Raw genomic sequence first — 14843 nt, 5'->3', positions numbered from 1 at the left:
GGAATGACGATGACCGATTACGTTCTGAGCGACGAAACCCGCGCCAAGTTCAAGAAGATCTCGACCGCATCGATCGCGACCGCACTTTACAAGCGCGGCCTGCGCAACCAGTTCATCCAGGGCGTCGTGCCGGTAGCGCCGAAGGCCGAAAACATGGTCGGCCAGGCCTTTACCCTGCGCTACATCCCGGCCCGTGAGGATCGCAACCCGATCACCGTGTTCCGCAATGCCGATCATCCGCAGCGCGTCGCGATGGAAACCTGCCCGCCCGGCTGGGTTCTCGTCATGGACGCCCGCAAGGATTCGCGGGCCGCAACCGCCGGCTCGATCCTGATCACCCGGCTGGCGCTTCGTGGTGCAGCAGGCGTCGTCTCCGATGGCGGTTTTCGTGATGCTTTCGGTATCGGCGAACTCGACATGCCGGCCTATTACGCAAAATCGTCTGCCCCGACCAACCTGACCCATCACGAGGCGCTTGATATCAATGTCCCGATCGCCTGCGGTGACGCGCCGGTTTTCCCCGGCGACGTGCTGGTCGGTGACCGCGACGGCGTCATGGTCATCCCCGCACATCTCGCCGAGGAACTTGCCGACGAATGCACGGAGATGGAAAGCTACGAGGATTTCGTGCTGGATCAGGTCAAGGGCGGTGAACCGATCATCGGCCTCTATCCGCGCACCAAGGACGAATATCTGCCGAAATTCGAGGCCTGGCGGAAGAAGAACGGCCGCTGAACTCGGCTGTAAGCCTTTCCTTGCGGGATCAGCACATTACCTTGACCTGTCGCATGATTGGCCGCCTGGGTGATCATGCGACACTCTCAACGTATCATCGCAGCGTTTACATCAAGGCCGTGATAACCTAGTGACGGCGCCAACCGACGCTAAACGAGTGCGAAACCCCATGTTGATCAAGCAGAGCGACTATCACCGGATCTACCGGGTCATTCACAGCCTGCTGGTCAACGAGAATGCCGATCCGGCGACCGCGTCGATGTTCTTCAGCACGTTTGGCGCCTTCATTCTGAACCAGCATTTCAAATGCGGCGCCGTGCCGAGAGGCGGTCTTGCGGCCTATAATCTCGATGGCAAGGTCATCCTCTTCGCCGATCACCGCGAGGACGGTTATGTGACGGGCGCCGGCGAGAATTTTCATTGCTGGGTCGAGGCGCAGGGCTGGGCGATCGATTTCATGGCACCAGCCTTCCCGCAGAGCGCCAACGATCTGTCACTGCCGTCGCGGATGTTTCAGAAGCCCATGACCGAGATGGCCGCATCGATCAACGATCTCGGCCGCTCCGGTGATTTTTACTATCGCCATGAGCAGGAAGCCATGGCACGCCGCTTTGCCGACTGGCAGAAACACGCGGCGATCGGGGATCTCGCCAGCGTGGCGGCCCAATGGTTTCGCAGGTCTCCGAAACAGATGCAGACGTCGCTATCCGTAAGCCGTCGCGATGGTGCGCCAAAGGATATCCCGCTGACCGGCAACACACTCAACGGAACATGGTAACCAGCGGGCGCCTCTGACCGAGGCACCCGCCATTTCGCTTATTTCATCTCCCCGAGCTTCGTCAGCAGCGCCGCGCCCGTCTTGATGCCGGCAATGAACAGATCGAGCTTCAGGTTCTCGTTCGGCGCGTGATTGGCTTCGTCGGCATTGGCATAAGGCACGACGAAGGCCGGCTTCTTGAGGATCTTCGTGAAGACGTAATCCGGCAGAGACCCGCCGACGGTCGGGTAAAGCAGCGGCTCGACACCACGGGCCGTGACGATCGCATCGCGGATGACCTCGGCGAAGGGATTGTCCATCGGCGTCTTCGACGGCAGCATGGCGTTCAAGGGCACGAATTCCACATCCGGCGCATGCGCTTCCAAATGGGCCCGCACCTTCTCGAACACGTAATCCGGCGTCAGGCTTTCGACGAGGCGGATATCGCATTTGGCGAAGGCTTCGCAGGGCAGAACGGTCTTCTGGCCGGGCCCACCATAACCGCCATGCAGGCCGTTGATCGTCAGTGTCGGAGAAAACATCAGCCGGTCGTAATAACCGCGGTCGAGCGGCGCATCGAGCTCCTTGATGCCGAGATCGGCCTTGATCGCCTCAAGATCGAGCGGCAGTTTCGAGACCGCCTCGCGCTCCATATTGGTCGGCGGCACGACCACGTCATGCAGCCCTTCGATGGTGATCTCGCCCGCCTCGTTCTTCATCGTGCCGAGCAGATGCACGAGCTTCCAGATCGCGTTCGGCATGACGCCGCCGAAATTGCCGGAATGGGCGTCTCGCTTCGCCGTCTTGCAACGCAGCTCAAAAGACGCGACACCGCGTACGCCAAAAGTGATGATCGGCGTGTCGCTTTCATGCAGCGGGCCGTCGGAAGTGACGACCAGATCGGCATCCAGTTTGTCGGCATGTTCGGCGACGAATTCGGCGATATGCGGGCTGCCGATCTCCTCCTCGCCTTCGAGCAGGAAGATGACATTGCAGGGCAGTTCGCCGGTCACTTTCAGATGCGATTCCAGCGCCATCAGCTGGGCGAAATGCTGGCCCTTGTTGTCACCGATGCCGCGCGCATAGATGCGGCCATTGCGGATGGTCGGCTCGAAGGGCGGGCTGTCCCAGAGTTCATAGGGTTCTGGCGGCTGCACGTCATAATGGCCGTAGAGCAGCACGGTCGGCTTGCCCGGCTGTTTTTCCATGCGGCCGAGCACCATCGGGTGGTTTTTGGTCGGAATGCTGGTCGCTTCCATGCCCATGCCCTGCAGCATATCGACAAGAATGGCGGCGACTTCGGTAATGCCGTTGTTCTGGGCGCTGATCGAGGGGTGGCGGACATAATCCATCACCCGCTCGATGAAGCTTTCGCGGTTTTCCTCGATATGCGCAAAGATGCGCTCCAGGTCGGTCCCGCTCTCGGTTTGGGGCTGGGTCTGGTTATCGGTCATGTCAGGCATCCTGTTTACGGGTCAGAAGAAGCGCGCCGGAACCATGAACCGTACCGGTCCATCCGGGCGTTACCAGCGTTGTCGTATCGAGCTGCGTCAGGATCATCGGCCCGGAGAAAGTGGCGCCGGCTCCGAGCGTCGAACGATCGACGACCGGCACGCTCGCGACGCCGCTTTCGAAATGCACCGGCACATGATCGAACGGCGTCACCGACGATCCCGCTTCGAGCGCTGCCGGCGGCGGCTCGACCGTCATGCCGGCGGCTTCGATCCGCAATGTTACCAGTTCGATCGCCGTATCGAGCGTAAAGCCGTAAAGCGCCTTGTGCTCGGCGGCAAAGGCCGCCTCGACGGCTTCGCGGCTGTCGCCCCAGGTGACGGCAAGCTCGCCGCCCTGGCCATGATAGCGCAGGAGCGCCACCGTCTGGATACGCCGGTCAGCCTCGGCCACGCCTTCCGCATCGAACCATGCGGCTGCCTGTCCCTGAAGCTCGGCGATGATGCCTTCGGCAACACCCATATCGATTGCCCCGGCCTTCGGCAGGGTACGGCTGAACTCGGCCTTGAGATCGGCGGCAAGCAGGCCATCGGCGCAAAGAATGCCGGGGGCCGGTGCGATCATGACGCGAGAAATGCCGAGCAGTTCGGCCAGCGAGCAGCCATGGAGCGGACCGGCACCGCCAAAAGGCACAAGGGTGAAATCGCGCGGATCGTGGCCGCGTTCGACGGAGACGACACGCACGGCGCCGACCATGTGGTTATCGACGATTGCGAGTATGCCGCGGGCGGCCGTGGCCGTTTCCAGCCCGAGTGGTTCGGCAACCTTGTCGACGACCGTTCGGGCAGCCTCGACATCCAGCGCCATGCGACCGCCAAGCAGCTTTGACGGCAGATGGCCGAGCACGACATGGGCATCGGTAACCGTCGGGTTCTGCCCGCCGTGGCCGTAAGCGGCAGGCCCCGGACGCGCACCGGCACTCTGTGGGCCGACGGACAGGGTCGCATCGCTCACCTTGGCGATCGAACCGCCGCCGGCGCCGATCGTCACCATATCCACCATCGGCAACGGCAAAGGCCATTCGCCGACCTTGCCGTTCTGGGTGAGGCCGATCTTGCCGTCCTTGATCAGGCAGATATCGGCGCTGGTGCCGCCGATATCGACGGTGATGATATCCTTGATGCCGCAAGCCGCGGCGACCGAACGGGCGCCGACCACGCCGGCCGCCGGCCCGGAAAGCGCCGTCAGCGCCGGGGCCTGGCGAATGGTCGCCGCACCCGCGACGCCGCCATTCGACTGCATCAGCAGCAGAGGAGCCGCCACCTTTTCGTCCTCCAGCCGCTTTTCCAGCCGGCCGACATAGGTGGTGACACCGGGCATGACGGTGGCATTCAGCACGGTCGTCAGCGTGCGCTCGAATTCGCGCACGACGGGCAGAACATCGGTGGACGTCGTAACGGCAAGATCCGGCAGCTCTTCCCGCAGGATTTCCGCCGCACGCTTCTCATGCGCCGGGTTCGCGAAAGCGTGCAGCAGGCAGACGGCCACGGCCTCGACATCCATGCCGCGGATCGCTGCGGCAGCAGCGCGCACGCTCGCCTCGTCGAGTGCATCCAGCACCGCGCCACCGGCAGCGATGCGTTCATCGATCTCGATGATGCGCGAGGCCGGAACCGGGCGCTGCGGTTTCACCCAGGTATAGAGGTTCGCCTTGCGCGGAATATCCTGCCGGCCGATCGCCAGAACGTGGCGAAAGCCGCGCGTGGTGACGAGCGCGGTGCGCGCGCCCTTGTCCTCCAGGATCATGTTAGTAGCGACCGTCGTGCCATGCAGGACCTGACCGAGTGATGCCGCTTCGCGGCCCGCATCGGCCAATGCCAGCCGGATGCCGTTTAAAAAGGCTTCGGACGGGTCGGAAGGCACGCTCGGCGTCTTGGCACGCCAGACCTTGCCGGTTGCTTTATCGAGAAGCGCAACGTCGGTGAAGGTGCCGCCGATATCGACGGCGACGGAGAGAGACAGTTCAGGCGAGGACATCGACATACTCCTGACGATGGAAGGCACGGGTCTGGGGACGGGCGGCACGCAGGACGCTTGTCGCGGCCTCGTCGATGCGGTTGCCGTTAAAGGCGACGCCATAGAGGCGTTCGGCGGATTCGGCGCTGACGAAGCCGCCGAGAACGTCTTCGAAAACGGCATCGAGGCTGCGGTCGAAGGGATGGCCGTAGCCTCCACCGCCGCCGGTTTCCATGCGCAGGATATCGCCCTTCACCAGCCTGTTGCCGTCCGAGAGCGGTGCGAGCACGCGCTCATCCGACCTGCCGGGATTGATCGTGACGCGACCGGTGCCGCCCCCCATGCCACCATGAATGCCCCAGGGCGGGTTCTTGACGCTGTCGATACGCACTGCGAGCATCATGTCCTCGGCCAAAATCTCGTATTCGCGGATGATGCCGCAACCGCCGCGGAACTGGCCTGCCCCTCCGGAATCCTTGACGACACCATAGGTGCGCAACCGCACCGGATAACCGACTTCGAGGAACTCGACCGGATAGTTTTCCTGGGCAACGAAATAGACGGCATCGATACCATCGGCATTCGGACGGGCGCCGTAACCGACGCCGATACCGTCGGCCAGCAGGAAGCGCTGCATCGCGCCGGTATCGTTCCTGTAATTGCCGCGCATGATGGTGATGACATAGGCGGAATTGGCGGCCGGCGCCTTGCCGCCGGCGGAATTGACGAGGCCGTTCAGCGCCGAGATGACCCGCATCATGGTCAGACCGCGCATGCCGAGCGCGGCCGGAAAGTTCGGCTGCAGGAAGGAGCCCTGCCGCAGCTTGACATCGTCCAGCGCCTGCGGACCGCCGGCATTGCACACCTGGGCCGGATCGCCGCCGAGATAGAACAGGCCGAGTGCCATGCCCGGCACGCCGCGGTTCATCAGGAAATTGACCGGGCCGGGCGCCTGATCGTCGGATTCGGTTGCGTCGAAGACAAAACTGTCCTCGCCATCGGCGCCCTTCGCGCGGGTGAGCGAGAACCGCATCTTGAACGGGCCATTGCCATGGCCGTCCGTATCAATCGCATCGGTGAACTTGTGCGTGCCATAGTCGAAGGTCTCGGCAAGCTTGGTGCGCACCAGTTTGCGCGTGCGGGTGAGGAGCTGGGCCAGTGCGTCCTCGACAACATCCGTGCCGAACCGGTCGAGGATCTCGCCGATGCGCTTCACGCCGACATCGACGCTTGCCATCAGCGCCCGCATGTCGCCGATGCTCTGTTCGGGAAAACGCGAATTGCGATGAAAGATCGACAGCGTCGCCTCGTTGGTGACGCCCTGATCGATCAGCTTGGTGACCGGAATGATGATACCTTCCTGATAGATATCGGTGGCGGCGGGGCTGATCGAGCCCGGGTGCATGCCGCCGATATCGGCGAAATGCGCCCAGCTCATCACGAAGGCGCAGCGCTTGCCGTCCTTGAAGACGGGCGCCAGCAGAACCTGGTCGTTGGAATGGGAGACCGCGCCGCGAGAGCCGTAGCAGTCATTATACCAGTAGAGGTCGCCGGGCTTCATCGTATCGGCCGGGAATTTGTCGAAGACGGGACCGGTCATGTCGCCGAAGACCGGCACCATGGAGCCGACCGCCATGACGCCGTCGCCATCAAAAAGGGCTGTGTAAAAATCCTTCTTCTCGCGGATGAAGGCGGAGATCGCGGTGCGCTCGAGCAACGCCTCCATCTCGGACTGAGCGGCGGCGATCGCACCACGGATGATTTCGAGCGAGACGGGATCGCAAACGCTACCTTCCGGCTTTGCGGAGGCTGCAGGCCCGCTATCGCTTTCCCTGGGGCTTTCCTTGGGATTGTACATTTCTCTAATCCTCATCGAATGCACTGGATTGGTTTCAAGGAGAGGCTCACGACGGGCCTCCGGTCAGAACGACGACATTGCCAAGCCCGCCGCGTTCGACGCGCTCATGGGCCTTGGCGATTTCGGACAGCGGAAAGGTCGCCCCGATCGCCGCCTGCAGTTTTCCCGCCTCGGCAAGCTCGAAAATCATCCTTTCGCCGGCCAGCCGGTCGGCTTCGGGGATTGCAAATCCCTGGATGAAGCGCAGGTTGGCGCCCTTCGAGGCGAAGGCGTAATAGGGCAGGATGGGGGTCGGATTGCTGGTCGAGGAATAGGCGGCAACCGTGCCGTTGCGTTTTAGCACGGCGGCATCGAGTTCGAGATTGGCACCGAAATCCACCTCGACCACGCGATCGACACCCTGCCCTTCGGTAAAGTCCATGATCCGCGCCAGAACGTCTTCGCGGCGACGGTCGATCGTTGCGGTCGCGCCTGCGGCCATGGCATGCGCTGCGGCTTCCGGGCTGCCAACCGTGCCGATCACCCGCGCACCACCGGCAACCGCCATCTGAACGGCATAATGTCCGACCGCACCACCGGCGCCGCTAACAAAAACCGTCTGTCCTTCGACCGGCCCATCCGCAAAAACCGCGCGATAGGCGGTCATGGCCGGGACGCCGAGCGTGGCGCCTGCAGCATAACTCAACGCATCTGCCAGCCTAACAGCCTGACGGCTGGCAATCGCAATAAACTCGGCGGCAGTGCCGAAAGCGCGGCCAGCTTCACCATAACCGCCCTGGGCGTTCCACATCCAGACCCGCTCGCCGATCCGGCCCGGATCGACGCCCTCGCCCACCGCGACGATATCGCCTGCGCCATCCGTGTGCGGAATGGCCAGTTCGTGCTCCATGTCCATGCCGCGCCAGCCGCCGCGCCGTTTCACATCGGCGGGGTTGATGCCGGATGCCACGACCCGCACCAGCACCTCACCGAGGCCGGCGACGGGTGTCGTCACCTCACCGACGGAGAGAACCTCCGCGGCGGGACCGGTGCGTGTGTAGGTGGCGGCAAGCATTTCTTTTCCTCGCTCCGATCAGAACAGGTGGCAGGCGACACTGCGCGTACCGACCGGCCGCGGCTGCGGCACTTCGGCGGCACAGCGCTCGAACGCCTGCGGACAGCGGTCACGGAAAACACAGCCCGAAGGTGGATTGCGCGGATCCGGCGCGCCGCGCCCGATCGGCAGCGGATCATGGCTCTGGTCCGGATTGGGTACCGGCACGGCAGCGACCAGCGCCTTCGTATAGGGGTGGAGCGGTTGGTGGACGATATCCTCGGTCGGGCCATCCTCCATGATGCGGCCGAGATACATGACGATCGTCCGTTCGCAGACATAGCGGACCAGCGCGAGGTCATGGCTGATATAGATCGCGGTCAGGCCGAGCCTATCGCGCACATCACGAAACACGTTGAGCACGCCGGCGCGCACAGAAACGTCGAGCATCGATACCGGCTCGTCGGCAACGACGAATTCCGGTTGCAGGATCAGGGCGCGGGCCATGACGACGCGCTGTAGCTGGCCGCCCGAAAGCTGATGCGGATAACGGTCGAGAAACTGGGCCGGCTCCGGCAGGCGCACCAGTTCGAGCGCTGCGATGATGCGCGCCTCACGTTCGCTGCGCTTGATGCCGGCATTTTCCAGCGGTTCCGACAAAGTCTGGCGTATGGTGAAGCGCGGATTGACGGCATCGAATGGGTTCTGGAAGATCAGCTGCGCGCGGGTGCGAAATTCCTTCAGCCGCTTGCGCTGGATCTTCGTCAGTTCCTCGCCGTCGAAATGGATCGTTCCGTCAGTGGTGTCCTCGAGCTTCAAAAGCAGACGCCCCATGGACGTCTTGCCGCAGCCGGATTCGCCGAGCAGGCCGACGCTTTCGCTGCGGCGGATATCGAAGGTGACGCCATCGACAGCCTTCACCACCGTCGACTTGCCGCGCATGGCTGCAAAGGCGCCGCCGACCGCATAATGCAGCCGCGCCTCGTGGATGGAGATCAGGACTTCCGTTTTCCTCGTGGCTTTGCCCATCATCATGTTCATGCACTCGCCATCCATGTCTCGGTTCTGGCCGCATCGATGCGCAAAGCCGCACTTTCCTTTGCGCGATGACAGAGGACCGGATGGCCGGGCGCCACCTCGATGACCGGCGGTTCGGCGCCGCAGAGATCGAGCGCGAAGGGACAGCGCTGCTTGAAGCGGCAGCCGGCCGGCGGATTGGCAAGGTTGGGCGGCGCGCCCTCGATCGGCGTCAGGATGCCAGCGGCAGCACTCTGCAGATCGGGAAATGCGTTGCGCAGGCCCATGGAATAGGGATGCGACGGGGCGGTCAGGGTTGCCTGCATCGTGCCGGATTCGGCCACCTTGCCGGCATACATGACGACAGTGCGATCGCAGATATAGGCGACGACGGAGATATCGTGGGTGACGAGAATGACCGAGAGGCCCAGACGCTCCTGCAATTCCTTCAGCTGGTCGAGAATCTGCCGCTGGACGATGACATCGAGCGCCGTCACCGGCTCGTCGGCAATAATGAGTTTTGGATTGAGCGCCAAGGCCAGCGCGATCGCCACGCGCTGGCGCATGCCGCCGGAAAACTGGTGCGGGTAGTCGGTAAGCCGGCCGGGATCGATGCCGACCATTTCGAACAGCTCTTCGCACCGGGCGCGCGCCTGCCTGCGATCAAGCCCACCGCGTCGGCGCAGAACCTCGCCGAGCTGGTATTCGACCGTATAGACCGGATCGAGAGAGTTCATGGCGCTCTGCGGCACGAAGGCGATATCGCGCCAGCGCAGCGCATTCATTTCACGCTCGGGGATTTTGGCGAGATCCTTGCCGTCGAACAGAATCTGGCCGCCGGAGATCGAGGCATTGTCGGCCATAACGCGGGTCAGGGCGCGGGCGATCGTCGTCTTGCCGCAGCCGGATTCGCCGACCAGGCCGGTGATCGAGCCTTTCGGCACATCGAAGCTCGCGCCATCCACGGCATGGACGAAATTGCGCCCCACCTGATAGCTGACGCGCAAATCCCGCACAGAAAGAAGGGGATCGCGCACGGAAAGAAGCGATTCGGTCATCGGCCCAACTTCGGAAACAGGAGGTTTTCATAACCGCGGGTGATGAAGAAGCCCGCGCTGACGACGAGGATGATGCAGACGCCCGGCGGCACGAACCAGTAATAGGCCTGCTTGGCGAGCGCCTGGCTGGCAAAGGCATCCTGCAGCATGTAGCCCCAGCTGATCGAATCCGGATCGCCGAAACCGAGGAAGCTGATCGAGGCTTCGGTGAGGATCGCCCAGCCGATCGCGATCGATCCGTAGAGGAAGGACAGCGGCAGGATGTTCGGCGCGATATGGCGCAGGATGATCTTGAAATGCGACGATCCGGCAACCCGCGCGGCTTCAACATAACCACGACTACGCAATGTCAGGACCTGGCTGCGGATGACGCGGGCGGTGTCACGCCAGAGGACCAGCGCCATGGCGATCACCACGTTCCAGATCGACGGTTTCAGGAAGGCGGCGAGCACGATGACGAAAGGCAGGAAGGGAATGCCGAAGGCGATATCGGCCAATCGCATCAGCACGGTATCGACCCAGCGGCCGAAATAACCGGCAACAAGACCGATGACAGAGCCGATCAGCGCCACCATGAAAGCAGCGGTGATGCCGATCAGCAGCGCCGAGCGGCTGCCATAGACCAGCTGCGAGAACACATCCCGGCCGAGGCTGGTGGTTCCCATCACGAAACCCTCCTGCCCCGGCCGGAGGTCCGCCGCAAGATCGTAGGCCGGTGTGTAGAGGATCTCGTTCGGGTCGTGCGTTGCGATACTGTCGGCGAAGATCGCGGTGATGATAAAGACGAGATAGATGAGAAGCCCGGCAACGGCGAAAGGATCGTTGGTCGGGAGTTTCAGGGCGCGAAACATCCTGGCGAAAATGTTGGCGCGGCGCGATCTTGCCATCGTTGGAACAGCGATCTCAGGCATGGGAAATCCTTGGATCGAGGAAGGCGTAAAGCATGTCGGCGAGCAGGTTCATGAAGATCACCACGAGCGCGATCATCAGGAATGCGCCCTGCGCCAGCGGATAGTCGGAGGAGGCGACGGCATTGACCAGTTCGCGACCAAGGCCGGGCCAGGAGAAGACGGATTCGACCACGACATTGCCCTGCAGCTGATAACCGACCGCGATCGCAAACGAGGTCATGACCGGCAGGAGCGCGTTGCGGGCGGCATGGCGCACGACGACCGTCCAGTTGGACAGGCCCTTGATGCGCGCCATGGTGACAAAATCCTCCTTCATCACGTCCAGCATGTTGGAGCGCATCAGGAGAAGCGGCAGGCCCTGGCTGTAGATGGCGAGCGTCGCAGCCGGCAAAGCCAGATGCGCGAGGAAATCGCGCGACGTGTAAAGATCGAGAAAGCCGGAATATTCGGCGCCAGGATTGCGCGTGCCACCGGCCGGAAACCAGCCGAGCGAAAAGGAGAAGATGGCGAGCAGCACCATGCCGAGCCAGAATTCCGGCATGGCGCGGGTGGTCAGCACCAGCGGGATGGCGGTCTGCTCGACCCAGCTGCCGCGCCGCCAGGCGAGATAGGCACCGGCGAGAATGCCGAAGACATAGGCAACGATGAGCGAGGAAAAGGTGAGGATCAGCGTGTTCGGCAAAAGCAGCCAGATCCGGTCGCCGACCGGCTCGCGGTAGCGAAAACTCTGGCCGAGCTCACCCTGAAGCAAGTTGCCGAGATAGATCAAGTATTGCTGCCACAGCGGCTTGTCGAGACCGAACTGCGCCATCAGCTGCTGTTGCTGCTCGACGGTGAAGGTCGGGTCGATATAGGCGGCCATCGGATTGCCCGGCATCAGCCGGAACATCAGGAAAAGAATGGTCACCACCGCCCACAGGACAAGAGCAAGCTGCAGAAGCCTGCTGCCCACGGCCTTGAAATTGCTCATCTGGAAATTCCCCTTCTTGGCCCGGTCTCATATTCGCGAAACCGGTGCTCAAGCGTCAGGTCATGCAGAACGGGAAGCGGCAGCACCTGCCGCCTCCGCAAGGCATCGTCACCGCATCACTTGGCGGTAAGGCTTTCCTTGGTGTCGCCGGGATAATGCAGCTTGCCGCCTTCCAGCGTGTAACCGGCATCGGCCAGCGTCTTGGCAGCAAGTTCGCGGCCGGTCTTGAAGCCGTCGACAACGGCCTTGTCGTGCCAGTATTCAAGCGCCGGCGAGACGATCGAATTCGAGGCAACCGCAAACCCGCGATAGGCCGCCTTGACGATCAGCTGGCGATCGACCACTTCCGAAAGTGCGCGGCGGAAGGCCGGATCGTTGAACGGTGCACGACGCTCGTTGAAAGCGATATAACGGAAGCCCATGTCAACGGTGGAGACGACTTCCAGATCGCCATCCTGTTCGGCAGCTTTCTGGAGGATCTGCGGATCGCCGGTGAATTCACCCATGAAGTTGGTTTCGCCGGAGCGCAGCATGCCGAGCGAGGCCTCGGCATTCGGAACGATGCGGAGAATCCAGCGATCGATCTTCGGCGCGTTGAAGTGATCCTTGTTGGCGACCAGCGTCACGGATTCATTCTTCGCCCAGGCGGAGAACTTGAACGGGCCGGAACCGATCGGGGTCTTTTCCTGATAGCTTTCCGCCGTTTCCGGCTTGGTCGCCAGATCCTTGAGGATCGGCTCCCAGATATGCTTCGGGATCAGGTTGATCTTGGCGAGGCTCGAGGTGACGAAGGAAGCGGCCGGCTTCTTCAGCTTGAAGGTGATGACATCGCCATTGATGCTGATCGAGTCGATATTGGTGGCGAAAGGCTTGTACATCGGCGCTTCGCCGCCGACGGCAGCCTCGAAGGAGAATTTCACATCCTCCGGCGTCACCGGTTCGCCGTCATGCCATTTCATGCCCGATTTAAGCTTAACGTCGATGGTCGTGCCATCCTTCCATTCGAAGCTTTCGGCGGCCCAAGGTTTTGGCAGACCATCCGGGCCGACGCGCAGAAGGCGGTCCCAGATCAGTTCCGTCACCCAGCTGTCGACACCGCCGGAAATATAGAGCGGGTTGATCGCCCTGATATTGTCGGAGGAGCTGATGATCAGGTCCTTTTTCGCGCCGGCAGGCTCGATATTCATGAACGTCCAGGTATTGCGGATGCCGATGCCGCTCTGGTTGACGACGCTTTCCGGCTTGAAAACCGTCTTGTCGAAGGCGAAGGTCGATTTCGGATGGACCAGCATCATATAGGGCTGGTCCTTGCTCAGGATTTCCTGCGCCTTGAAGACCAGCGACTTGCGCTTGTCCTGGTCGATCTCGCCGCGCTGCGCTTCGGCCGTCGCATCGTAATCCTTGCTGAGGTAACCGGCAAAATTATAACCGTTCTCGGCAGTCGAGGAATGGAACAGATTGAAGACCAGTTCGTCCGGATCGGAACGCTCGGGACGACCCACCATCTGCCAGGCGGTCGAATCCCACTGGTCGCGCTTGTACCAGACCTCGTCGGAAAGCTGCTCGTAGGGCATGGCCTTGACCTCAACATCGAGGCCGAGCTTGCGCCATTCCTGGGCGATCAGCTGGACGGACTGGAACTCGGCCTGCTGGCCCGCCTGCGGACGGGTCAAAAGAGTGATCTTGCGGATCGGATCGCCGGCCCATGCAGGCAGGGCGACGGCAGCAAGCATCAGAGACGTCAATGCACTTCTGAAAATCGACTTCATGCTCGTTCTCCTCTGAATAGATTGACTATTCTTTATTTTTGCCAGGGGCTTTTTGCCCTCTGATTTGCAAATCCAAGACCGACCCCAAGCACTCTGTGCGTGCATTTGGATGGCCGAATTAATCCACAGATTTCATTGATGACGGCGTGCAACCAATTGCATCTCGTCCTGCAATGTTTTATTCTATGAAACATCGTTTCGCATTTGCGAAGCAGTAAAACACATTCCAAGAAGATTGCAACACGCTTAGGCAATCCAATTCGCAAGGCGAGGAGACGGTCGGTGACCGAGGAAAAAGATTATACGATCGTGGCGGTGGACCGCGCGCTGCTGCTGCTTGAGGCACTGGCAGACCAGCCCGACCAGGGTGTGACGTCATTGGCGAAGTCGCTGGGTATGACGAAATCACTCGTCTTCCGCCTGCTCCATACGCTGGAGGGGCGCGGTTTCGTCTCCCGCGATCCCGAGCGCACCGAATATTCGCTGGGGTATCGACTTGGCGTGCTGGGAGAACGACTGGGCAAGGATGGCGCATTGCTGCATGCCGCCCGCCCGGTCATGGATGCGCTGCGCGACAGCACATCGGAAAACGTCAACCTCGTGCTGCGTGAGGGTTTGAAAACCTGCGTGCTCGCAACCCGTGCCGGCCGGCATTCGATCCGGCTTTTTGCACAGGCCGGGCGCTACGGACCTCTGCATGCCGGTGGCAGTTCGCAGGTTCTGCTGGCATATGCCGGCCCCGCCATCATCGAATCCGTTCTGTCTCAAACGCTGGAAACCTTCACCGCGCATACGGTGACCGATCCCACGCGACTGATGCAGATGCTCGAACGCATCAAGACCAATGGCTACAATATCGTCCTCAACGATCTCGATGATGGCGCGTTTTCCGTGGCCGCGCCCATACTCGGCGCAGATGGCGAGATCATCGCCTCGATTTCAGTCGCCGGCGCCGTCGTGCGTTTCGACGAGGAGCGTAGGGAAACCTATCTGAAGGCGGTTCTGGAGGCGGCAGCGGAAATTTCCGAACGCATGTCCATCCACGCACCGTCTGAAAAGAACGCAGCCAAGTCAAAGGCGTGAGCCTGACCGAACCGATCTGCATTCCCTGAAGAATGGCGCCCGCCCATGTGGGCGCCAAAGCTTTTTGCGCGGCAAACAGGCGCCGCCGGCAGCCTTCCCAGATTGACCTTCTCCTCCATCCAACAATCGAACCCGCTTGCGAGGCCATAAATCCTCTGTTAGCGTCATCTCGTTTTCTGAAACG

The 14843-nt window shown here is 61.8% G+C and carries 12 protein-coding genes; 3 read left to right on the top strand and 9 right to left on the bottom strand.

Features of this window, described 5'->3' with window-relative positions; translation table 11 throughout:
* The first annotated feature begins 9 nt into the window (after positions 1-9).
* Positions 10-735, top strand: coding sequence for a ribonuclease activity regulator RraA (locus tag FHW37_RS25515; protein ID WP_145641483.1), 726 nt, complete (start codon positions 10-12; stop codon positions 733-735).
* A 169-nt stretch (positions 736-904) separates the two neighbouring features.
* A complete protein-coding gene (locus FHW37_RS25510) occupies positions 905-1513 on the top strand; it encodes a DUF2026 family protein (protein WP_145641481.1) in 609 nt (202 codons plus the stop codon).
* A gap of 38 nt (positions 1514-1551) precedes the next feature.
* On the opposite strand, the gene FHW37_RS25505 is transcribed toward FHW37_RS25510, so the two are convergent.
* From FHW37_RS25505 to FHW37_RS25465, 9 genes are all read right to left on the bottom strand, one after another.
* A complete protein-coding gene (locus FHW37_RS25505; protein ID WP_145641479.1) occupies positions 1552-2946 on the bottom strand; it encodes a M20/M25/M40 family metallo-hydrolase in 1395 nt (464 codons plus the stop codon).
* Position 2947: 1 nt separating this feature from the next.
* Entirely contained in the window at positions 2948-4981 is a 2034-nt protein-coding gene (locus FHW37_RS25500; RefSeq protein WP_210249319.1) for a hydantoinase/oxoprolinase family protein, read from the bottom strand.
* Positions 4968-6818, bottom strand: coding sequence for a hydantoinase B/oxoprolinase family protein (locus FHW37_RS25495; protein WP_246690903.1), 1851 nt, complete (start codon positions 6816-6818; stop codon positions 4968-4970). Before FHW37_RS25495 ends, FHW37_RS25500 begins: the two co-directional genes overlap by 14 nt.
* Positions 6819-6864: 46 nt before the next feature.
* Positions 6865-7872 carry an NADPH:quinone reductase gene (locus FHW37_RS25490; RefSeq protein ID WP_145641474.1) on the bottom strand — a complete coding sequence of 336 codons (1008 nt, stop codon included), beginning with the start codon at positions 7870-7872 and terminating at the stop codon, positions 6865-6867.
* Positions 7873-7890: 18 nt separating this feature from the next.
* The gene (locus tag FHW37_RS25485) at positions 7891-8892 is read right to left on the bottom strand and encodes an ABC transporter ATP-binding protein (protein WP_246690902.1); all 1002 of its coding nucleotides are present in this window, start codon (positions 8890-8892) and stop codon (positions 7891-7893) included.
* Complete coding sequence (locus FHW37_RS25480) at positions 8889-9926, bottom strand: ABC transporter ATP-binding protein (RefSeq protein ID WP_145641472.1); 1038 nt, start codon at positions 9924-9926, stop codon at positions 8889-8891. Before FHW37_RS25480 ends, FHW37_RS25485 begins: the two co-directional genes overlap by 4 nt.
* Complete coding sequence (locus tag FHW37_RS25475) at positions 9923-10837, bottom strand: ABC transporter permease (RefSeq protein WP_210249318.1); 915 nt, start codon at positions 10835-10837, stop codon at positions 9923-9925. Before FHW37_RS25475 ends, FHW37_RS25480 begins: the two co-directional genes overlap by 4 nt.
* A complete protein-coding gene (locus tag FHW37_RS25470; RefSeq protein WP_145641471.1) occupies positions 10830-11807 on the bottom strand; it encodes an ABC transporter permease in 978 nt (325 codons plus the stop codon). Before FHW37_RS25470 ends, FHW37_RS25475 begins: the two co-directional genes overlap by 8 nt.
* Positions 11808-11923: 116 nt before the next feature.
* Positions 11924-13576: an ABC transporter substrate-binding protein gene (locus FHW37_RS25465; RefSeq protein WP_145641469.1), complete on the bottom strand. Its 1653-nt coding sequence runs from the start codon at positions 13574-13576 to the stop codon at positions 11924-11926.
* Positions 13577-13858: 282 nt separating this feature from the next.
* On the opposite strand from FHW37_RS25465, the gene FHW37_RS25460 reads away from it, so the two are divergent.
* Positions 13859-14659: an IclR family transcriptional regulator gene (locus tag FHW37_RS25460; RefSeq protein WP_145641467.1), complete on the top strand. Its 801-nt coding sequence runs from the start codon at positions 13859-13861 to the stop codon at positions 14657-14659.
* Positions 14660-14843 lie beyond the last annotated feature (184 nt).

It is taken from the genome of Neorhizobium alkalisoli (genome assembly GCF_007829835.1).
Taxonomy (GTDB): domain Bacteria; phylum Pseudomonadota; class Alphaproteobacteria; order Rhizobiales; family Rhizobiaceae; genus Neorhizobium.
The sequence above is the reverse complement of the archived record's forward strand: the minus strand, read 5'-3'. Positions and strand labels throughout refer to the sequence as shown.